Source organism: Cryobacterium sp. TMT2-18-2, assembly GCF_004402245.1.
Taxonomy (GTDB): Bacteria; Actinomycetota; Actinomycetes; order Actinomycetales; family Microbacteriaceae; genus Cryobacterium; species Cryobacterium sandaracinum.
The window spans coordinates 75,624-97,027 of record NZ_SOFU01000028.1 but is presented as its reverse complement, the minus strand read 5'-3'; the positions used below and the strand labels follow the sequence as shown (position 1 = coordinate 97,027).

The 21,404-nt window shown below is 64.0% G+C and carries 19 protein-coding genes; 10 read left to right on the top strand and 9 right to left on the bottom strand.

Annotation, left to right across the window (positions count from 1 at the left end; translation table 11 throughout):
* Window positions 1–100: 100 nt before the first annotated feature.
* Window positions 101–1,273, top strand: coding sequence for a Mur ligase family protein (locus E3O22_RS09335; RefSeq protein ID WP_134395592.1), 1,173 nt, complete (start codon window positions 101–103; stop codon window positions 1,271–1,273).
* A complete protein-coding gene (locus tag E3O22_RS09330) occupies window positions 1,270–1,998 on the top strand; it encodes a type 1 glutamine amidotransferase (RefSeq protein ID WP_134395591.1) in 729 nt (242 codons plus the stop codon). The genes E3O22_RS09335 and E3O22_RS09330 overlap by 4 nt, the downstream gene beginning before the upstream one ends.
* A gap of 55 nt (window positions 1,999–2,053) precedes the next feature.
* On the opposite strand, the gene E3O22_RS09325 is transcribed toward E3O22_RS09330, so the two are convergent.
* Window positions 2,054–2,290 (bottom strand): hypothetical protein, encoded by a 237-nt coding sequence (locus E3O22_RS09325; protein WP_134373800.1) that lies wholly within the window; start codon window positions 2,288–2,290, stop codon window positions 2,054–2,056.
* A 172-nt stretch (window positions 2,291–2,462) separates the two neighbouring features.
* Here E3O22_RS09325 and E3O22_RS09320 point away from each other — a divergent pair, with 172 nt between their 5' ends.
* On the top strand, window positions 2,463–4,544 hold the full coding sequence (locus E3O22_RS09320) for a type IIA DNA topoisomerase subunit B (RefSeq protein WP_134395590.1): 2,082 nt from the start codon (window positions 2,463–2,465) through the stop codon (window positions 4,542–4,544).
* Between the two features lie 18 nt (window positions 4,545–4,562).
* On the opposite strand, the gene E3O22_RS09315 is transcribed toward E3O22_RS09320, so the two are convergent.
* Window positions 4,563–5,261: an SDR family oxidoreductase gene (locus E3O22_RS09315; RefSeq protein ID WP_134395589.1), complete on the bottom strand. Its 699-nt coding sequence runs from the start codon at window positions 5,259–5,261 to the stop codon at window positions 4,563–4,565.
* A gap of 54 nt (window positions 5,262–5,315) precedes the next feature.
* On the bottom strand, window positions 5,316–7,799 hold the full coding sequence (locus E3O22_RS09310) for a DNA topoisomerase (ATP-hydrolyzing) subunit A (RefSeq protein ID WP_134395588.1): 2,484 nt from the start codon (window positions 7,797–7,799) through the stop codon (window positions 5,316–5,318).
* A gap of 91 nt (window positions 7,800–7,890) precedes the next feature.
* Between E3O22_RS09310 and E3O22_RS09305 the strand changes: the two genes are divergently transcribed.
* Entirely contained in the window at window positions 7,891–9,036 is a 1,146-nt protein-coding gene (locus E3O22_RS09305) for an alkaline phosphatase family protein (RefSeq protein WP_198410591.1), read from the top strand.
* A 19-nt stretch (window positions 9,037–9,055) separates the two neighbouring features.
* On the opposite strand, the gene E3O22_RS09300 is transcribed toward E3O22_RS09305, so the two are convergent.
* A complete protein-coding gene (locus tag E3O22_RS09300; RefSeq protein ID WP_241973235.1) occupies window positions 9,056–9,652 on the bottom strand; it encodes a DUF3043 domain-containing protein in 597 nt (198 codons plus the stop codon).
* Between the two features lie 37 nt (window positions 9,653–9,689).
* Between E3O22_RS09300 and E3O22_RS09295 the strand changes: the two genes are divergently transcribed.
* The 5 genes from E3O22_RS09295 to E3O22_RS09275 all read left to right on the top strand — a co-directional run bounded on the left by E3O22_RS09295 (window position 9,690) and on the right by E3O22_RS09275 (window position 14,837).
* Entirely contained in the window at window positions 9,690–11,111 is a 1,422-nt protein-coding gene (locus tag E3O22_RS09295) for a dipeptidase (protein ID WP_134395587.1), read from the top strand.
* A 137-nt stretch (window positions 11,112–11,248) separates the two neighbouring features.
* Window positions 11,249–11,605, top strand: coding sequence for an iron-sulfur cluster assembly accessory protein (locus tag E3O22_RS09290; RefSeq protein WP_134395586.1), 357 nt, complete (start codon window positions 11,249–11,251; stop codon window positions 11,603–11,605).
* Between the two features lie 178 nt (window positions 11,606–11,783).
* On the top strand, window positions 11,784–12,671 hold the full coding sequence (gene coxB / locus E3O22_RS09285; protein ID WP_134395585.1) for a cytochrome c oxidase subunit II: 888 nt from the start codon (window positions 11,784–11,786) through the stop codon (window positions 12,669–12,671).
* Between the two features lie 3 nt (window positions 12,672–12,674).
* Window positions 12,675–14,414: a cytochrome c oxidase subunit I gene (gene ctaD / locus E3O22_RS09280; protein ID WP_134395584.1), complete on the top strand. Its 1,740-nt coding sequence runs from the start codon at window positions 12,675–12,677 to the stop codon at window positions 14,412–14,414.
* Window positions 14,415–14,837 carry a cytochrome c oxidase subunit 4 gene (locus tag E3O22_RS09275; protein ID WP_134395583.1) on the top strand — a complete coding sequence of 141 codons (423 nt, stop codon included), beginning with the start codon at window positions 14,415–14,417 and terminating at the stop codon, window positions 14,835–14,837.
* A 281-nt stretch (window positions 14,838–15,118) separates the two neighbouring features.
* Here the strand turns inward: E3O22_RS09275 and E3O22_RS09270 are convergent, their stop codons facing one another.
* Genes E3O22_RS09270 through E3O22_RS09250 form a run of 5 tightly spaced genes read right to left on the bottom strand, consistent with a single transcriptional unit; the run spans window position 15,119 to window position 20,228 of the window.
* Entirely contained in the window at window positions 15,119–15,949 is an 831-nt protein-coding gene (locus tag E3O22_RS09270; RefSeq protein ID WP_134395582.1) for a methyltransferase domain-containing protein, read from the bottom strand.
* Between the two features lie 30 nt (window positions 15,950–15,979).
* On the bottom strand, window positions 15,980–17,599 hold the full coding sequence (locus E3O22_RS09265) for a ubiquinol-cytochrome c reductase cytochrome b subunit (protein ID WP_134395581.1): 1,620 nt from the start codon (window positions 17,597–17,599) through the stop codon (window positions 15,980–15,982).
* Entirely contained in the window at window positions 17,596–18,669 is a 1,074-nt protein-coding gene (locus tag E3O22_RS09260) for a ubiquinol-cytochrome c reductase iron-sulfur subunit (protein WP_134395580.1), read from the bottom strand. Before E3O22_RS09260 ends, E3O22_RS09265 begins: the two co-directional genes overlap by 4 nt.
* Before the next feature lie 55 nt (window positions 18,670–18,724).
* Window positions 18,725–19,537 (bottom strand): cytochrome c, encoded by an 813-nt coding sequence (locus E3O22_RS09255; protein WP_134395579.1) that lies wholly within the window; start codon window positions 19,535–19,537, stop codon window positions 18,725–18,727.
* A 22-nt stretch (window positions 19,538–19,559) separates the two neighbouring features.
* Window positions 19,560–20,228 carry a heme-copper oxidase subunit III gene (locus E3O22_RS09250; protein WP_134395578.1) on the bottom strand — a complete coding sequence of 223 codons (669 nt, stop codon included), beginning with the start codon at window positions 20,226–20,228 and terminating at the stop codon, window positions 19,560–19,562.
* A 105-nt stretch (window positions 20,229–20,333) separates the two neighbouring features.
* Here E3O22_RS09250 and trpD point away from each other — a divergent pair, with 105 nt between their 5' ends.
* On the top strand, window positions 20,334–21,386 hold the full coding sequence (gene trpD, locus E3O22_RS09245) for an anthranilate phosphoribosyltransferase (protein WP_134395577.1): 1,053 nt from the start codon (window positions 20,334–20,336) through the stop codon (window positions 21,384–21,386).
* Window positions 21,387–21,404 lie beyond the last annotated feature (18 nt).

Sequence of the window (21,404 nt, the reverse complement as noted above, 5' to 3'; positions counted from 1 at the left end):
CGTTTTGCGCTACGCACCGGCGATTCTTCTGGGACGCGTCGTACGCAGAGTGGCCCGGTGGCGGAAGCCGGGCGGCGGATCCGCGATCCCCGGTCTCGTGGTGAACAGGATCGCACCCGGATTCCTTCCGCGCAGCCTGAACAGCTTTCCGGGCGGCCTGGTCATCGTCACCGGATCGAGCGGCAAGTCGACGACGACCAAGATGCTGGTCGCAGCGCTCCGTGCTCACGGCACCGTTGTCTTCACCAACCAGTCCACGGCCAACATCAGCCAGGGTCTGACCTCCGCGCTGCTCGAGCAGGCCAGCCTGAGCGGTCATATCGCGGGCGACATCGCCGTGTTGGAGATGGATGAGGGCCACGGAGCCCTGATCTCCGGTACGTTGACGCCGCGCGTCGTTGCGCTGACGAACGTCATGGTCGACCAGATCGACCGATTTCATGACTCGGACATGGTCGCGGCCATGCTCGCCAAGATCGCCGCCAGAGCCACCGGAACCGTCGTGGTCAACGCGGACGATCAGTACTTGAGCGACCTTGCCGCACGCCTACCCGTTTCCTCTGCCGTCGCGCGCTACGGCGTCTCCGCCGACGTTCTCGTGGACAATCCGCGGGGCTTGGGCTACAGCGCGACCACCGCCACCAGGCTGGACGCGGGGGAGGGGATGCTCCTCACCTCCGTGCAGGGCCGCCGCGCCACCGTGAGCATTGCGGGTGTGGATTACCCGCTCGGGTTGCCCGCCCGCGGAACGCACTATGCCGTCGACGCCCTGACCGCGCTGTGCACGGCGCAGGCCGCGCTCGGCGACCGCTTCGATCCGGTGCTGGCCATCAACGCCATCTCGGCCATCCCACCGGTCTTCGGCCGTGGTGAGATCGTCACGGTTCGAGGCAAGCAGGTTGAATTCGTACTGGTGCAGAACCCGGCCAGTTTCCAGCTGAACGTAGACAGCCTCGAGCCGAAGACCGAGCAGATCCTCATCGCAATCGGGTCAGACGTGCGCGACCCGTCCTACTTTTGGCCCGTCAACACCTCGGGTCTGGGCCGGGTCCGCATTGCATCCGGTTCGAAGGCGCACGAAATTGCCCTCCAGCTGGTGTACGACGACGTCGTCGTCGACCGCATCGAGCCGAACCTGGGACTGGCCCTGGACGATTTCCTGGCCCTGCCCGAACCGCTGACGGGTTTGAAGACGATCATCTTCTCCGCAGACTCCATGCGACGCACCAGGACGCACCTGGGGCTCGTCACCAACAGGGAGGAGCAGGAATGACCCGTCCGCTCTCGATCGTGTCGCTGCTTCCCGAACTCCTGGGCACCAACGGCGATGCCGCCAACGCTCGCGTTCTCGCCCAGCGGGCCCGATGGGCCGGTGCCGATGCCACGGTCGTGGAGGTGCGCTCCGCGGCCGATCTGCCGGACCAGGTCGATGCCGTCGTCGTCGGATCGGGCTCCGACTCCGACATTGTGCGTGCCAGGGATATCCTCGCGACGATGACCACGGAGCTGCGCACCTGGGCCACCGCGGGTGTCCCCATCCTCCTGGTCGGAACCGGCTGGGAACTTCTGAGCTGGGGTATCGAACTCGCTGACGGAACCGTTGTCGAGGGGCTGGGCATCGTGGCCGGTCGCGCTGTTCCGATGCCGGCACGGGCCACGGATGACATCGCGGTGGCCTCCCGGTACGGACGTTTGATCGGTTTCGAGAATCATCAGCGCAGCTATGTCGGAGGCGAGGCGTCGCCGCTCGGCCAGGTGCTCTCCGGAACGGGCAATGGCGCGGGTGCGGAGGGACTGGTCATGGGTAGCGTCGTCGGGACCCATCTTCACGGTCCCGTTCTCGCCAAAAACCCCGGACTGGCCGACCACCTGCTGCGTATGACCCTGTCCCGTATCGGGCACGAGTACTTGCCCGGTGACCATGCGCTGGCTGCCGACGACATGGCACGAGCCGCACGCAATCAGATTGCGGTGCGGCTCGGACTCTCCACGGAGTAGCGGCCCATCGGCCGGTCGCAGGACAACTTGAACTGCCTGAGGCCAACCGATACCGCTAGGAGCGCTGGTCCTCGAGGAGGCGGCTCGACTCGTCGTGCCAGCTTTCCGCGATGGCGGCGAGCTTCTCCTGGTGCTTACGGCCGTGGTGCGCGCAGAACAGCAGTTCGCTGTTGTTCACGACCACACGAATGTAGGCCTGGGCTCCACACGCATCACAGCGGTCTGCCGCGGTGAGCTGGTGGGGAGCCTTCTCGTGGTTGATGGCACCATTCTCGGCTGCGATCTGGGACATGGTTTCCTCCTCCAGACTGATACCAATTGATACCAATTTAACCTGTACTCAATGGAAACACGGTCTGGCAAGGTTATCGAGTCGGTTGCCCGTTATTTCGCTCACCGCGTAGCGCACTTCAATCGGGTGTTGATGACCGGGGGAGGGCGCTGGTTCGGTATTCTTGACCGTTGTGAGTTCTTCTGATTATTCCGCCCGCCATCTGTCAGTCCTCGAAGGGCTGGAAGCGGTTCGCAAACGCCCGGGCATGTACATCGGGTCCACCGACTCGCGCGGGCTCATGCACTGTCTCTGGGAGATCATCGACAACTCGGTCGACGAGGCACTGGGCGGGTTCGGCACCAGCATCGACATCGTGCTCCATGCTGACGAGAGCGTGGAGGTGCGCGACACGGCTCGGGGCGTTCCGGTTGACATCGAGCCGAAGACGGGACTGACCGGCGTCGAGGTCGTCTTCACCAAACTGCACGCCGGCGGCAAATTCGGCAGCGGATCGTATGCCGCGTCCGGTGGCCTGCACGGGGTGGGCGCATCCGTCGTCAATGCCCTGTCCGAGCGCCTCGACGTCGAGGTCGACCGTGACGGCAAGACCTGGGCCATGTCGTTCCACCGCGGCGAACCTGGGATTTTCGCGGACTCGGGAAAGAAGAGCCCCGACGCGCCGTTCACGCCTTTTGAGAAGCAGAGCGAACTACGTGTCATCGGCAAGGTCAAGCGCGGTGTGACCGGGACTCGGGTGCGCTACTGGGCCGACCGTCAGATCTTCACGAAGGGGGCGTCGTTTCAGACCGAGGAATTGCTCGAGCGGGCGCGTCAGACGGCCTTCCTCGTCCCGGGCCTGGGGATCGAGATCGCGGACGAGCGCACAGACGTGCACGTGCTCGAGTCCTTCAAGTTCGAGGGCGGGATCTCGGAGTTCGTCGATCACCTCGCCACCGATAGCCCGATCACCGACACCTGGCGACTGACCGGAAACGGAACCTTCCGGGAGACCGTCCCGGTGCTGACCCCGACGGGTGCCATGGTGCCCACCGAGCTGGTCCGGGACTGTGCCGTGGACATCGCCCTCCGTTGGGGGACAGGCTACGATACGGTCGTCCGCAGCTTCGTGAACATCATCGCCACCCCGAAGGGCGGAACGCACCAAGCCGGGTTCGACGCGGGCCTGCTCAAGTTTCTGCGTGCGCAGGTCGAGCTGAACGCTCGGCGGCTCAAAATGGGGTCGGACAAGCTGGAGAAGGACGACGTGATGGCCGGCCTCACAGCCGTGCTCACCGTTCGGCTGCCCGAGCCTCAATTCGAGGGGCAGACCAAGGAGGTGCTCGGCACCCCCGCGGTTCGCGCCATCGTGGCCAACGTCGTCGCCCAAGCCATGAACGCGCGTTTTGTGTCCACGAAGCGCGACGACAAGACGCAGGCCGCGGTCGTCCTGGACAAGATCGTGGCCGAGATGAAATCGCGAATCTCGGCTCGCGCCCACAAGGAAACCCAGCGCCGGAAGAACGCGTTGGAGAGCTCGTCCCTGCCCGCGAAACTGGTCGACTGCCGCAGCAATGATGTCTCGACGAGCGAGCTCTTCATCGTCGAAGGAGATTCCGCCCTGGGCACGGCCAAGCTCGCCCGGGACAGCGAGCACCAGGCACTCCTCCCCATTCGCGGCAAGATCCTGAATGTGCAGAAGGCATCCGTTGCCGACATGCTGTCGAACGTCGAGTGCGCGTCCATCATCCAGGTGATCGGCGCCGGATCCGGACGGAGTTTCGACCTGTCCGCGGCGCGCTACGGCAAGGTCATCATCATGAGCGACGCGGATGTCGACGGCGCGCACATCCGCACGCTGCTGCTCACCCTGTTCTTCCGCTACATGCGCCCGATGATCACGGAGGGGCGCGTTTTCGCGGCCGTACCGCCGCTCCACCGAGTCGTGGTGATGAACCCGGGCACGAAGCCGAACGAGACCATCTACACGTATTCGGAGGTGGAGCTTCAGGCCGTGCTCGCCGGACTCAAGAAAACCGGCAAGCGCTACCAGGATCCGATTCAGCGCTACAAGGGCCTCGGCGAAATGGATGCAGACCAGCTCGCCACGACGACTATGGAGCGGGCGCATCGCACGCTGCGCCGCGTGCGGGTCGCCGACGCGGAGATGGCCGGAAACGTCTTCGAGCTCCTGATGGGCAACGACGTCGCGCCGCGCAAGGAGTTCATCATCGAGAGCTCGGACAAACTGAGTCGCGACCGCATCGACGTGTGACGCCCGTGACCGGGGGGCCTACGAGTGGAACGATGTGCTGGCCAGGTCGCGTTCGCCGTTGATGATGGCGTCGACAACGCGCTGGGCGACGACGACCGGAGAGTAGCCGGCCGGCAGGCGCGGGGCGTTTCCGGAGATCGGGTGAGTGGAGAGGTCGGTCTCGGTGTGACCGGGCCGCGCGTCCAGAATGCGGATGCCGCTACGCCGCAGTTCCCGGCCGGCGGCCTGTCCGAAGGCAGCGAGGGCGGCCTTGGACGCCGAGTATGCGGCGAGGTTGGCAGTGGGGCTCTCGCTGACGACGCCGCTGAGGGTGACGATAAAGGGCTCTCGCCCCTGCTCGGCGGATTCGCCCAGCGCGATCCGAGCCGCACGGAGCAGGCGGATCGGTGCCAACGTGTTCACGGCGAACAGCTCGGCGAGCGTCTCATCGCTCACCTCGATCGCCGGTCCGAAGGCAACCACCCCCGATGCGTTGACGATGCCGTCGAGCCGTCCGTTCACGCTGATCGCGTCGGCGACGAGGGTCGTGATTGCGTTCGGATCGGTGAGGTCGGCGGCGAGCGGGGTTCCGGGGATCTGGAGCGCCTCAAGTTTCGCCTGGTTGCGACCGCTCAGGACGAGTCGGGCGCCGCCGGCAGCCAGAAGTCGGGCAATCTCACTTCCCAGACCCCCCGAGGCGCCGAGGACGAGAATGACGGAATCGTCGAGGTGTGTCATGTCGCCACCATAACGCACTACCCGCCGCACATGGCTGGGGATCGTGCTCGGGTGTCAGCCGATCCTGGCGCCGATGGCGCCGATCACGGAGTCCAGCATGGCCCCGGACGCATCACGCCGCGACCCTGATTCAGGAAGCGTGCGGGGAGTGCCGTCCGACGCGACCGCCCGGGCCGGCAGAGGCCCCACCCACGCGACGGAGACGGTGTCCTCGCCTTTCAGGAACCGTTGGGAGCGCACCCCACCCGTTCCCCGGCCTTTCGCCGGGTACTCGGAGAAATCGGACACTTTGGCGCTGCCCGGGTCTGTTCCGGGCAGGGTGTGGCTGCCGGTCGCGATGGTCGCAACCACGAGCGCGGCCGCGCCGTGCGTTTCCACGCTGGTGAAGTACACCACGTGCGCGTCCGCGGCCAGTTTGATGCCCGCCATGCCGCCGGCGGTGCGCCCCTGCGGGCGCACCGACCCGGCAGGAAAACGCAACAGCTGTGAGTCGGAGGCGATGAAGACGAGTTCGTCGTCTTCCGCACCCTGCGCCGCGCCGACCACCACGTCCTGGGGCTTCAGCGCGATGATCTCGAAATCGGGTTTGTTTGCCCAGTCGCCGGGTGTGACGCGTTTCACGATGCCCTGTCTGGTCCCGAGAACGATCGAATGCTCGGAATCGAGCGCGACGAGCGCGACGATCTTCTCCGCTGTGTTGGACAGGGCCAGGTAGTCGCGCACGCGTACGCCGGCCCCGAGCTGGACCGAGGTCGGCGGGAGCACGGGGAGGTCGACGGGGGAGAAGCGGATGAGCCGTCCCAGGCTGGTGACCGCTCCAACCTCGGTGCGACTGGTGGTGTCCAGAACGGACAGGACGGCGTCATGCTTGCTGCGCCTCTGAGCCGGGGTGATCCGCTCCGGCTGGACAGTGGAGCCGGCCGGAATCTCCACCCGGGCGATCTTGCCCGTCACGCTGAGGTAGACCCGGGTCGGGGTGTCCGTCACCTCGAGGATGGCGGCCTTCCGCTTGGCGGCGGCGCTGTTGGCGCCGGCGACACTCGCCTTGGCCTCAGTCAACAGGGTTCGCCGAGGCGTGCCGAAACGCTCGGCCACCGAGGCCAGTTCGTCGGACACCAGGGTGCGGATGGAGGCCTTGCTGCCGAGAAGCTTCTTCAGCGTCGCGATCTCCGCCAGCAGCTGATCCCGCTCGGTTTCGAGTTCGATGCGCGAGAAGCGGGTCAGGCGCCGCAGGCGGAGCTCGAGGATGTACTCGGCTTGAATCTGGCTCAGGTCGAAAACGTCGATCAGCTTGGCGCGCGCCTGCTCGCTGTCGTCGCTGGCGCGGATGACCTGGATCACCTCGTCGATGTCCAGGATTGCCACCAGGAGGCCTTCGACGAGATGCAGACGCTCCGTTCGTCGGGCCAGTCGGTAGGCCGAGCGCCGGGTCACGACCTCGATTCGGTGTCCGATGTAGACGAGCAGGAGTTCTCGCAGGCCCAGTGTCTGCGGGCCGCCGTCGACGAGGGCGACCGCATTGATGTTGAATGAGTCCTCGAGCGGGGTCACCCGGTACAACTGCTCGAGCACGGCCTCCGGGCTGAAACCGGTCTTGATCCCGATGACGAGACGGAGCCCCTTGGTGCGGTCCGTCAGATCGGTGACATCGGAGATGCCACTGAGCTTCTTGGAATTGACCCCGTCCTTGATCTTTTCGATGACCCGCTCGGGCCCGACCAGATAGGGAAGTTCGGTGACGACGAGACCGGCCTTGCGCGCGGTGATGGCTTCGACGGATACCCGCGCCCGGGTCTTGAAACTGCCGCGCCCGGTGGCGTAGGCATCCATGATTCCCGACAGCCCGACGATCGTGCCGCCGGTGGGCAGGTCAGGCCCGGGGACGAACTCCATCAGGTCTTCGAGGGTCGCGTTTGGGTGGGCGAGCAGATGGCGTGCCGCGCCGACGACCTCGATCAGGTTGTGCGGGGCCATGTTGGTGGCCATGCCGACGGCGATACCGCTCGCGCCGTTGACGAGCAGGTTGGGGTAGGCGGCCGGGAGAACGTCCGGCTGGGTGAGCTGGTTGTCGTAGTTGGGTACGAAGTCGACGACGTCTTCGTCGAGGTTTTCTGTCATGGCCAGGGCCGGCGCGGCCAGCCTGGCCTCGGTGTACCGCGGGGCGGCCGGCCCGTCATCGAGCGAGCCGAAGTTGCCGTGGCCGTCGATCAAAGGGACCCGGAGCGTGAACGCCTGCGCCATGCGCACGAGAGCGTCATAGATCGCGGTGTCGCCATGCGGGTGCAGCTTGCCCATGACCTCGCCGACGACCCGCGCCGACTTGACGTGGCCGCGATCGGGGCGGAGCCCCATCTCGCTCATCTGGTACAGGATGCGCCGTTGCACTGGCTTGAGCCCGTCCCGGGCGTCCGGGAGCGCCCGGGAGTAGATGACCGAGTAGGCGTATTCGAGGAACGAGCCCTGCATCTCGGTGGAGACATCGACGTCTTCGATGCGCTCGGTGAACGTGGCGGGCGTGGTGCTGTCTGAACGGCTCATTCGTGAATTCTGCTGAGGCGTGCGTTGCGGGACGCGCGCTGTCGGGTAGGCGCTGGATCGATCCGGCCCTGTCTATGTCAGACTTGGCACGATGCCCCCCATGCTACCGGCCCGCCAATTCGGCACCCTGCGCCTTGCCGACGTTCTCACAAGTTCTCTCTCATCGATCGAGGGCATTTCCAACATTCTGGACCTCGGCCAGACGAACAAGGCGGTCGTCCTTCTGGCGGACGGCCTCGGCGTCAGTTCCCTCCGAGCCCGTCCCGGGCACGCCCGATTCCTGAACTCGCTGCTGACCAAGTCCAGCGTGATCGACGGCGTCTTCCCATCCACCACGGCTGCAGGAATCACGACCCTCACCACGGGTGTCGCACCCGGGCAGCACGGACTCGTCGGCTACCGGGTCCGAGACGCCGACCATGACCGTGTGGTGAACCAGCTGACCGGCTGGGACGACGGCATGCGACCGGAGACCTGGCAGCGTGCGCGCACCGTCTTCGAACGCGCCGCGGATGCCGGCATTCCCGGTTTCGCCATCGGACCCCGCCGGTACACCACATCCGGCTTCACCCAGGCGGCGCTTCGCGGTGCGCACTACGTGCCCGCAGAGAGCGTGCCCGACAGGTTCGCCGCCGCGCGACACCTTCTGGACACCGAGCCGCGCGCCCTCGTCTACGTCTACGTTCCCGAGCTGGATGTGGCCGCGCACGCGCACGGCTGGGAGTCCGAGCGGTGGTTGTCCGCGCTGGAAAACCTCGACGGCGCGGTTGCCCGCTTCGCGGCCGCACTGACAGCCGATGAGGGTCTCCTGGTCACGGCCGACCACGGAATCATCGACGTCCCGATGACCAGACACGTGCTCTTCGACACGGTCCCCGAACTCGTCGGCGGCGTCCGCCACATCGGCGGGGATCCCCGGTGCCTGCACCTCTACCTCGAACCCGAACTCGGTTCCGACGCAGCCGCAGCCCTCGCCGATACGTGGCGCGGTATCGAAGGCCACCGCGCCTGGGTCTTCAGCCGCGCGGAAGCAGTCGAGGCCGGGCTGTTCGGCGAAGTTGCACCCGAGGTCCTGCCTCGCATCGGCGACGTGATCGTGGCCGCACGCAAGCTCATCGCCTACTACGACTCCCGCGAGCCGAATCAGTCCGCACGTTCGATGGTCGGTCAGCACGGTTCGCTGACGGACGAGGAACTCCGCGTGCCCCTGATCAGGTCGGGGACCTTCTCCGTTTGAGGGCGTGAGTGTTGCGGCGTCAGGCGGGGTAGCGGCCGCGCTTGACCTGTGGTTTCGGCAGGCGAAGCACACGCAGTTGCAGTGCACGCATCGCTGCGTACCAGCGCACACGCTCGGCCTTCTCAGCGCCGAACTTGGCATTGAGCTTGCGCGTGACGATAAAGCCCAGGATGACGGAGTCGACAACGGCGACGATGACGAAGACCCACAGGCCCAGGATTCCGTACGTCTGCACTGCCGCGTCGGGGAATACGCTGAGCAGGATGACCAGAAACATCACCGGGATCATGAATTCGCCCACGTTGAAGCGGGCGTCGACAAAGTCGCGCACGAAGCGCTTCTGCGCACCGCGGTCGCGCACCGGGAGGAACTTCTCATCGCCGGCAGCCATACCCACCCGGGCACGCTCGCGAGCCTCGGCGGCCTTGCCTCTGGCCTGCTTGGCCGCGAGCTTGCGGTCATCTGGAACAAGCGGGCGCCGATTCAAAGCCTCCTGCTGCCTGCGGCTGGGCGTAGCCTGCCCTTTGCCGACAGGGTGGGATGCCGCGAGGCGAGACCTGGTCTCGTCCGGGGTCTCCATGGATGGTTGTGCGTCTGGGTTCACAGGCTTAGCCACATCAGTTCCTTGCAATTGGTTGCCTTAAGATTACCTGATGACCGATATTCGAGAAACAGCGCCCTCGGCAATCTCCCCGGCCGCCCCGGCTCTTCGCGCGGCAGTCGAACGCGGCCTCCCCACGACCATTGCCGACCTGTGCGCCCTGGTGCGGATTCCCTCCGTCTCCTGGGATGCCTTTGACGCGCATCAGGTTGCCGCCAGTGCGGATGCCGTCGCGGTCCTGGTCCGCGACCTCGGGGTGTTCGATTCGGTCGAGGTCAAGCGGGCCGGGATCCCGGGCGGTGCCGAACTCGGCCATCCGGCCGTTTTGGCCACGCGCGCGGCACGCAACGGGCGCCCGACGGTTCTGCTCTATGCGCACCACGATGTGCAACCGCCCGGCCAGGATGCGGACTGGGACTCCAACCCGTTCGAACCGACCGTGCGCGGCAACCGCCTCTACGGACGCGGTGCGGCGGACGACAAGGCGGGGGTCATGGCCCACATCGCGTCGATCCGAGCTCTCGTGGAAGCAGAAGGACCCGATTTCAACCTCGGCCTGGCACTCTTCATCGAAGGCGAGGAAGAGTTCGGCAGCCGGTCCTTCGCCACCTTCCTGGAGGAGAACCGGGAGTCCCTGCGCGCGGACGCCATCGTCGTCGCGGATTCGAACAACTGGGACATCAACACCCCTGCACTGACCACGGCGCTGCGCGGCAATGTCACGTTCCGACTGACGGTCCGCACCCTTGACCACGCGTCGCACTCGGGCATGTTCGGGGGAGCGGTTCCCGACGCGATGATGGCCGCCGTTCGTCTGCTCGACAGCCTGTACGCCGACGACGGCGCCGTCGCCGTCCGCGGGCTGACGAGCATCGATGTTCCGACTCCGGACTACACGGTGGAGCAGCTCCGCCTGGAAACCGGGCTCACCGACGGCGTCGTCGCGATCGGTCACGGCTCGGTGCTCAGCCGGATCTGGTCCCAGCCGGCCATCACAATCACCGGGATCGACGCGCCGTCCGTGGCCAACGCGTCGAACACGCTTACCCCGGCCGTCACCGTTCGACTAAGCACCCGGATCGCTCCCGGTCAGTCGGCCGACGAGGCTTTCCGTGCGCTCGAGGCGCATCTGCGTGCCAAGGCTCCATTCGGCGCCCGGATCGACATCGATGACGTCGACACGGGGGAGGCCTTCCTGGTCGACACGGGCGGCTGGGCCGTCGCTGAGACGCGGAGCGCCATGGCCGAAGCCTGGGGCGAAAGCCCGGTGGACATCGGCGTCGGCGGGTCCATCCCCTTCATCGCCGACCTGGTGCGGGTGTTTCCGGACGCTCAGATCCTGGTCACCGGGGTCGAGGACCCGGATTCCAGGGCGCACAGCCCCAACGAATCTCTGCATCTCGGAGTGTTCAAGCGGGCCATCCTCAGTGAGGCCTTCCTACTCGGCCGTCTGAATCAGCGCACCGGCAGCTGATCCGACCGAGAGCGCAGAAATCCGGGAATGCAGAGGGTGTATTCCCGGTTGTGGTCGGTACAATCTTCGTTGCCTCCGACGGTCATTCAGCCGCCGCGAAAGACCGCGTGAAAACGACTCGAACACTGAGGAGCACCATGACCGACACAGTCGCCACCAGCACAGCCGCCCATGGCGTGGGCCTGAGCGCCACCGCCGCTGACAAGGTACGCAGCCTGCTCGCTCAGGAAGGCCGCGAGGACCTCCGCCTGCGCGTTGCCGTTCAACCCGGAGGCTGCTCCGGCCTCATCTACCAGCTCTATTTCGACGAGAGGCTACTCGACGGTGACGCTCTCGTCGACTTCGATGGGGTCGAGATCGTCGTGGACAAAATGAGTGTCCCCTACCTGGACGGGGCATCCATTGACTTCGAGGACACCATCCAAAAGCAGGGGTTCACGATCGACAATCCGAACGCCGGCGGAAGCTGCGCATGCGGAGATTCCTTCAGCTGACCCACCGACGTCGGACAAAGCGCCCCGGGCTAGTACCTCCGCAAATCCTGTGACTGGCGACGAATTCGTTATCTCGGAGGCCGGTTCTTGCACAACGGATCGTGTCACCCGCAGTAAGCTGAGGGTCTATAGAAGCACTTCCAGTTAAGTGTCCTCGAGTCTCACCGAAAGGTTACTGGTGCGCAAAAACCATCGTCTCCGATGGGCTGCAATTCCAATCGCAGCGTCGTTGGCCCTTGTTCTCGCAGGTTGCTCGCAAGCCCAGCTTCATGGCTACCTCCCCGGCTTCATCGAGGGTGAGCCGGCGGTGACTAACCAGACCGAACGCATCTCCGGGCTATGGACCACGTCATGGATCGTTCTTTTGATCGTGGGTCTCATCACCTGGGGGCTCACGATCTGGGCCGTCGTTGTCTACCGTCGCCGCAAGGGCCAGACCGGTCTTCCGGTGCAGCTTCGTTACAACATGCCTATCGAAATTTTCTACACTGTCGTTCCCCTTATTCTCGTGGTCGGTTTCTTCGCCTTCACCGCGCGGGACCAGGCAGAGATCGAGGCACGCTTCGATGAGCCGGAGGTCAAAATCCAGGTCATCGGCAAGCAGTGGGCTTGGGACTTCAACTACGTCAACGAAGACGTCTATACCGCGGGGATCCAGGGCCAGCCCGACGTCGACGGTCCCGCCGGTTCGCTGCTTCAGTCCGAAATCCCCACGCTCGTCCTGCCGGTCGGCCAGAAGGTCGAGCTGGCGCTCGACGCCCGCGATGTCATCCACTCGTTCTGGGTCGTCGACTTCCTGTACAAAAAGGACATGATCCCCGGCAAGACCAACTACATGTCGATCATCCCGGAGCGCATCGGCACCTATGACGGGAAATGTGCCGAACTGTGCGGCGAGTACCACTCGCTCATGCTCTTCAAGGTCGAGGTCGTCTCCGAGGCAGACTACGAGTCGTACATCGACTCTTTGCGTGCTGAAGGCAACGACGGCCAGCTCGGCCTCGAGTACGAGCGCAACCAAAATCTGCCGGGAACGACAGCACCGACCGAGCAGGAGGGCAACTAGTCCATGACTACCACCACTACGGCATCTTCCGCGCCGGCAGCCCCCACCGCTCCGCGTCGGCCCACCGGTGTCGAGCGCAAGGGCAACGTCATCGTCCGGTGGATCACCTCCACCGACCACAAGGTGATCGGGTACATGTACCTGATCACGTCGTTCGTCTACTTCTGCCTCGCCGGCGTCATGGCACTGGTGATCCGCGCACAGCTCTTCGCCCCCGGTCTCGAGGTCGTCCAGACGAAGGAGCAGTACAACCAGCTCTTCACCATGCACGGCACAATCATGCTGCTGATGTTCGCGACACCGCTGTTTTTCGGATTCGCGAACTCCCTCATGCCCCTGCAGATCGGCGCCCCCGACGTGGCCTTCCCCCGGTTGAACGCCTTCTCCTTCTGGGCCTTCTTCTTCGGCAGCCTTGTCGCCGTCGGTGGCTTCCTCACCCCGCAGGGTGCCGCGTCCTTCGGCTGGTTCGCCTATCAGCCACTGGCCAGCACGACGTTCTCCCCAGGCGTCGGCGGCAACCTGTGGATGGTCGGGCTCGGGCTGAGCGGCTTCGGCACCATCCTCGGAGCCGTGAACTTCATCACCACAGTGATCACGATGCGCGCCCCCGGCATGACCATGTTCCGGATGCCCATCTTCACCTGGAACACCCTGGTCACGTCGCTTCTCATCCTGATGGCCTTCCCGGTCCTCGCCGCGGCGCTCCTGGCCGCGGCGTCCGACCGGATCTTCCTCTCGCACATCTACGATCCGGCCAATGGTGGTGCCATCCTGTGGCAGCACCTGTTCTGGTTCTTCGGTCACCCTGAGGTGTACATCATCGCGCTGCCGTTCTTCGGCATCGTGTCAGAAGTCTTCCCGGTCTTCAGCCGCAAGCCGATCTTCGGTTACAAGACCCTCATCTACGCGACCATCTCCATCGCGGCACTGTCCGTGGCGGTCTGGGCGCACCACATGTACGTCACCGGCTCCGTGCTGCTGCCGTTCTTCTCCCTGATGACGATGCTGATCGCCGTCCCGACCGGGGTGAAGATCTTCAACTGGATCGGCACCATGTGGCGGGGCTCACTGACCTTTGAGACGCCCATGCTGTGGGCCCTCGGCTTCTTGGTCACCTTCACCTTCGGTGGCCTCACCGGCGTCATCCTGGCCTCGCCGCCGCTCGACTTCCACGTCTCGGACACCTACTTCGTCGTCGCGCACTTCCACTACGTCATCTTCGGAACCGTGGTGTTCGCGATGTTCAGCGGGTTCTACTTTTGGTGGCCGAAGTGGACCGGCAAGATGCTCAATGAGAGCCTCGGCAAGTGGCACTTCTGGTTCCTCTTCATCGGTTTCCACACCACCTTCCTGGTACAGCACTGGCTGGGCGTCGTGGGCATGCCGCGTCGCTACGCGTCGTACCTGCCCGAGGACGGCTTCACCTGGATGAACCAGTTGTCCACGGTCGGTTCGGTCATTCTCGCGATCTCGATGATCCCGTTCTTCCTGAACGTCTATATCACCGCCCGCAAGGCACCGCAGGTCACCGTGAACGACCCGTGGGGCTACGGCGGCTCGCTGGAGTGGGCTACCTCCTGCCCGCCGCCGCGCCACAACTTTACCTCGATCCCGCGCATCCGGTCCGAACGCCCTGCGTTCGACCTGAACCACCCGGAAGCGCCCATAACAGTCGGAATCGGGCCGGCGAAGGACGCCCCGGATGCCCCCACGTACGACGTCGCGTCGAAAAGGACGAAGTAAATGAGAACCAACGTCAACCTGCTCTGGGTTCTGACAGGATTTTTCGCCCTGGTCACGGTGGCCTACGTCATCTGGGGACTCGTCGACCCGTTGCAGAACAAGGTTGAGTGGGCGGGGACGTTCGCACTCGGCCTGTCCGCCATCCTGTTCAGCTTTATCGCCTTCTACCTCGGACGCGTACACAGCGCCCAGGGCGGCGAGCTTCCCGAAGATCGTCTGGACGCGAATATCGACGACGGCGACCCTGAGGTTGGTTTCTACAGCCCGTGGAGCTGGTGGCCCATCCTCTTGGCTGCCAGTGCTGCTCTGCTCTTCATGGGGCTGGCTGTCGGCGTGTGGATCTCGATCATCGCGTTGGGTGTCGGCGTCATCTGCCTCGTCGGTTGGGTATACGAGTACTACCGGGGCAATTTCGCGCGCTGATTCGAACCGAAATGCGTACTTCAGGCAGAAGGGGCGGCGTCCAGGACACAGGTCCTGGACGTCGCCGTTGGTTATACCCGGCGCATCGCTTCGGAGTGACACGTTCGGATAATTTCACAGTTCCACGTAGCCTGATCCACAGTTCCCGCCCGCATGGCCTCAAACGATTTCGACGGAGATTCTCTGGTGTACTCGTCTTTCCAGGGCGTCGGGGTGCGATTCTGCCAGAATCTCCGTCGAATTCGTTCAGGTCGTGGGACGCTACGCGTGGCTGCCGGGCTTCAGATCGTGATGCGACGGTAGCCGAGTAACTCGAAGGACGCCGTGACGGTCTGAACGCCGCTGAGCTGGTGGGTCAGCGCGTCGACATCCGTGTGGTGGGCTGACGGACCCATCCCGATCAGAGCGGATGCCTGGGCCGGGTTGAGACGCAGCGAAGACGACAACTCGTCCCGTGTTTCCAGTTCGAAGGCGGGGGACAGCGCCTCGGACAGGTGCTTGCCTTTGTTCGCGGGCACGTCCAACGCCAGACCGGACGCCCTGAGCTCCTGCAGGTGGGAAGCTTGCGGCACGACGACGATGAGCAGGCCGTCTTCGCGCAGCACCCGGTGAAACTCGGACGGGTTCCGGGGGGCAAAAACGTTGAGGAGTACATCTGCTGATGCGTCCCGTACCGGCAGGGGGGACCAGACATCCGCCACGAGCCCGTCGACGTTGTCCTGACCGCTCACTGTGCGCCCGACCGCCACGGGGGAAAGGTCCATTCCCAGGGCACGCGCATCTGGACAGAGTGCGAGAACCCCCCGCAAGTAGTATCCGGTTCCACAGCCGATGTCTAAGACCCGGGAGGGGTTCTCAGCCGCCACCCGCTCAGCGAGGCGGTGGCGCAGCGGCTCGTACCAGCCGGTCTCGAGGAAAAGTGCTCTCGCGTCGACCATCGCGACGCTATCGCCGATCAGCCGGCGCGCACCGCCTGCCAATGACACGTATCCCCGCTTGTTCGCGTCGAAGGAGTGTCCGGCCCCGCAGCGCAGCGTCAGCGGCCCGGCGGGGGTGAGTGGCAGAAAACAGTTCGGGCACCGAAGCCACTCCGACAGGGTCTGGAGGGACATCGATGCCCGATCTGTGTTCGCGGCCGGAGCCTAGTGGTGGTGGTCGTGCGCCCGTTCGAGTTCAGTGGTCGATACCGGTTCGATCCGGTCCTCGAAGAACCAGCGGGACAGTCCGGCACGGGCCTTTTGGCCCGCCGTGATTTTGCCCTTGGCGTTCGGGCGGATCATGAGCGGCTTGTAGTCGTTATAGCTGACCAGCTTCCAGCGCTCATATTCATCAACCGGCTGGTGAACTTCGATGTACTCGCCACCGGGCAGACGCACGATACGTCCGGACTCGTAGCCGTGCAGAACGATCTCGCGGTCCTTCTTCTGCAACGCCAGGCAGATGCGTTTCGTCACGAAGAAGGCGATGAAGGGCCCCACAATCACCAGGAACTGCATGGTGTGAATCACGCCCTCCATCGTCACCTTGAAGTGCGTTGCGATGATGTCCGAGGAGGCCGTGGCCCACAGCGCCGCGTAGAACGTGACTCCGGCGGCACCGATGGCGGTGCGTGTCGGGGCGTTCCGGGGACGGTCGAGAATGTGGTGCTCTCGCTTGTCTCCGGTGACCCATCCCTCGATGAACGGGTAGATGAGCACGACCAGGATGAACAGGCCCAGCGACACCAACGGGATCAGGATGTTGAAGGACCAGGTGCGATCGAGCCAGACCATCTCGAGTCCCGGCGGGATCAGGCGCAGGGCGCCGTCAGCGAAACCGATGTACCAGTCCGGCTGTGTTCCGGCCGAAACGGGGGAGGGGTCGTAGGGACCGTAGTTCCAGATGGGGTTGATCGTGAACAGCGACGCCATCAGCATCACGATGCCGAAGACGATGAAGAAGAAGCCACCGGCCTTGGCCGCATATACGGGGAGAACCGGGTAGCCGACCACATTCTGGTTGGTGCGTCCGGCACCAGGGTATTGCGTGTGTTTGTGTACGACGACGAAGAGCAGGTGCATCGCGATCAGTGCCACGATAATGGCCGGCAGCAGCAGAATGTGGAGGGAGTACAGGCGTCCGACGATCGCCTCGCCCGGGAACTCTCCACCGAACAGGAGGAACGAAATCCAGGTTCCGACCAGCGGGATTCCCTTGACCATTCCGTCGATGATGCGCAAGCCGTTTCCGGAGAGCAGGTCGTCGGGGAGGGAGTAGCCGGTGAATCCTTCGGCCATGGCCAGGATGAACAGAACGAACCCGATGACCCAGTTGAGCTCGCGCGGCTTGCGGAACGCACCGGTGAAGTAGATGCGGAGCATGTGCAAGCCGATTGCAGCCACGAAGAGTAGTGCTGCCCAGTGGTGGACCTGGCGCATGAGGAGCCCGCCACGAATATCAAAGGAGATGTCCAGGGAGGATGCCATCGCGGCAGACATCTCCACACCCTTGAGTGGCATGTACGAACCGTCGTACTCCACCGGCGTCATCGACGCACTGAAGAAGAACGTGAGGAACGAACCGGACAACAGGATGATGACAAAGCTGTACAGGGCAACCTCACCGAGCAGGAATGACCAGTGGTCGGGGAAGATCTTGCGACCTAGTTCCTTGACCGCAGTCGAAATGCTGGTGCGTTCGTCGATGTAGTTCGCGGCGGCCCCGGTAAGGCCACCGGACTTCTTTGTTTCGACTAGGTCAGTAGTCGTAGTTGCAGTGCTCAATTCCGCTCCCAGAAGCTCGGTCCGACGGGTTCAGTGAAATCGCTTTGTGCAATGAGATACCCCTCGGAGTCTACCGTGATGGGCAGCTGCGGCAGAGGGCGCTTGGCCGGTCCGAAGATGACTTCGCACTGGTTCGTCACGTCGAACTGCGACTGGTGACAGGGGCACAGGAGCGTGTGGGTCTGCTGCTCATAAAGCGCGACCGGGCATCCGACGTGCGTGCAGATCTTTGAGTAGGCGACAATGCCGTCGTACGACCAGTCCTTCTTGTCGGCGGGCTCATTGATGTCTTCCGGCTTCAGCCTCATCAGAAGAACTGCGGCCTTGGCCTTCTCTTCGAGTTTGCCGTGGCCGAGGTCCTGCAATCCTTCGGGAATCACATGAAAGGCCGAGCCGAGGGTGACATCGGAGGCCTTGATCGGTGTGCCCGTGGGATCGATCGCGAGCCTGGTGCCCTTCTTCCACATGGTGTGTTCGAGAGCTGCAGCGGGATTGGTGTCCTGCGGGCCCAAGCCGCGGAACAGCACGACGGCCGGAAGCGGAAAGGCGATCAAGGCGCCGATGAGGCTGTTTCGGATTAGCGTACGGCGACCGATGCCCGATTCGACATTGGCCTCGTGAAAGATCTCGACCGCGCGTTCGCGGGTCTCATCCGACCCTCGCACCGGGTGGCGCTCGTCGACGCCTTCGTGGTCGAACATGAGCGCCTTGCCCCAGTGCACGGCGCCGATGCCGATTGCCAGAAGGGCGAGGGTGAGGCCGAGACCGATGAAGAGGTTGTTCAGACGAACCGAATCCGGTTCCTCAGGGATGATCGGGAAGACCATATACGCCACGATTGCGAAGAGACTGCCCACGATCGACAGGTAGAAGAGCGTGTAGACGGTTCGCTCGGCGCGACGCTCCGCGCTGGGGTTGAGGTCGGTGACGCGCAGGCGGTGCGGGGGGAAACCCGGATTGGCCACGGCGTCCCGTACGACGACGGCGGTGCCCGCGGGAGCCCCCTCATGCCCGACGCCCGACGAGTCAGCAGCGGTCAAGTCCTTCCCGCTGTTATCGTCCTTGGCCATTGTTCTCCTTCATCGGAATTCTCATAAAACAGTTTGTGTCAGACCTGGTTGGTGATCAGTTCGACTTGGCGGTGATCCACACCGTCAGGGCAACGATCGACCCAAGACCGAAGATCCAAAGGAAAAGACCTTCCGAGACCGGTCCGAGGGCGCCCAGAGCGAATCCACCGGGAGACGGGTTGTTGTCCAGGTACTTGAGGTAGGTGATGATGTCGCGCTTGCTCTCCGGGGAAATGTTCATGTCGTTGAACACGGGCATATTCTGCGGGCCGGTGACCATGGCCTCGTAGATGTGCTTCTCCGTGACCCCCGCCAGGGCAGGCGCATACTTGCCCTGAGTGAGGGCACCACCGGCGCCGGCGACGTTGTGGCACATCGCGCAGTTGATGCGGAACAGCTCGGCGCCGTTGGCGGCATCGCCCTCAGCGTCGAGGAGAGACGGATCCGGAAGTGCCGGACCCGGCGCGAGGGACGCCACGTAAGCGGCGAGGGACACGATTTGCTCGTCTGTGAACTGGACGGCCTTCTTCTCAGCCTGCGGTCCGTTCAACTGCATCGGCATCCGTCCGGTGCCCACCTGGAAGTCGACCGATGCAGCACCGACGCCGATCAGGCTGGGGCCGGCATTGGTCCCCGCTGCTTCCAATCCGTGACAGGTGGCGCAGTTGGCCGCGAAGAGTTTCTGCCCTTCGCTGACGGTCTGCTGCGACGCGGCGTTCGTCTCCGCACTGGCCGTGCTCGTGCTGAAAGCGGCGTAGGCGCCTCCTGTGAAGAGGAGTCCGATCGCGATGAGGGCGACGCTGGCAAGCGGGCTGCGACGGCCGGCTTTGCGACCGTCGGACTGCTTCGGTGTGCTAATCGTGGTCATACGTGGTGTCCACTCCGACTTTCTATTTAAGAACGTAAATAACGAGGAACAACCCGATCCAGACGACGTCGACGAAGTGCCAGTAGTACGACACGACGATGGCGCTCGTTGCTTCCTTGTGACCGAAGTTCTTGACCGCGAAGGCGCGCCCGATGACGAGCAGGAACGCGATCAGGCCGGCAGTCACGTGAATACCGTGGAACCCGGTGGTGAGGTAAAATGCGGATCCGTAGGCGTTGCTGGTAAGCGAGACGCCCTCGGAAACGAGAGTCGCGTACTCAAAGACCTGACCGGACACGAATATGGCCCCGAGGGCGTAGGTGAGGAAGAACCACTCGACCATGCCCCACTGGCTGGGTTTCCATCCGGTCGAACGTGATTGCAGGCGTTCTGCCGCAAACACTCCGAATTGGCAGGTCACCGAAGAGGACACAAGGATCAGCGTGTTCACGAGGGCGAATCCGAAGCCGTGCTTCTCTGTCTCGAATAACCACAATTCAGGCGACGTCGACCGCAGCGTGAAATAGATGGCGAAGAGCCCGGCGAAGAACATGACTTCGCTGCCCAACCAGACGATAGTGCCGACAGCCACGCTGTTGGGCCGGTTAACAACGGGCGCATTGACCGTGTAAGTAATTGATGGACTCGTCACCCTTCCATTATGGCCGATTTGCGTAGCGGTTATTGTCATCGGGGCGGACCTGTCCCTCAATTGCGGGAATGACTACCTGATTGCAACAAACGCGCCCCGGGAAGCGAATTCGGGACGGATCGTCGATCTCGCTAAAATCGTTCCATGCTTGAAATTCAGTCCTGGCCAAACGTCCTCAGCGCTCTGCTTGCGGGGGAGGACCTCAGCGTCTCCGATGCCGCGTGGAGCATGGAGCAGGTCATGCTGGGGGAGGCAACTCCGGCGCAGCTGGCCGGCTTCCTCGTAGCCCTACGCGCCAAGGGCGAAACCGTTGACGAAATCGTCGGGTTTCGGGATGCGATCCTCGACCATGCCGTTCCGCTGGCGGTGAACCCGATGGCCTTGGACATCGTCGGCACTGGTGGGGATCGGTTCGGCACCGTCAACATCTCGACGATGGCCTCCATCATCTGCGCCGGGGTCGGCGTTCCCGTGATCAAACACGGGAACCGGGCCTCAAGCTCGGCGTCCGGTTCGTCGGACGTGCTTGCTGCCCTCGGCATTGACCTGACACTGTCCGCCGACCAGGTTGCTGCCATTTTGGATACGGCTGGGATCACCTTCGCCTTCGCTGCCGCTTTTCACCCAGGGTTCCGTCACGCAGCCCTGGCGCGCAAGGAGCTCGGCATCCCCACGGTGTTCAACTACCTCGGCCCGTTGTGCAATCCGGCCCGTCCCGAGGCGTCAGCAGTGGGAGTCGCAAACCTGGACCGAGTTCCGCTCATCGTGGGTGTATTCCAGACGCGGGGGGCGACGGCCCTGGTCTTCCGCGGTGATGACGGTCTTGATGAGCTGACCACGACGGGCCACAGCCATGTCTGGGAGGTGTCGCGGGGCTTGGTGACGGAACACGACATCGATCCGCGTGACCTGGGAATTCGACGGGCCTCGATCAATGAGCTCGTTGGCGGGGACGCTGAGCACAATGCCGCCGTCGTTCATTCAGTGCTGGCCGGTGAGGTCGGTGCGGTGCGTGACATCGTCCTGCTGAACGCGGCCGCCGGCCTGGTCGCGTTTGACCTGGCAAACGATCCCGCGCAGTCTCAAGTCAATATCATCGAGCGCTTCCGCACCAAAATGGCCGTGGCCGCAGAGGCAGTCGACTCCGGTGCGGCCACGGTCAAGCTCGCTGAGTGGGTTGCGGCCAGTCGGGTGTGACCCGGCTGGCCCAGACAC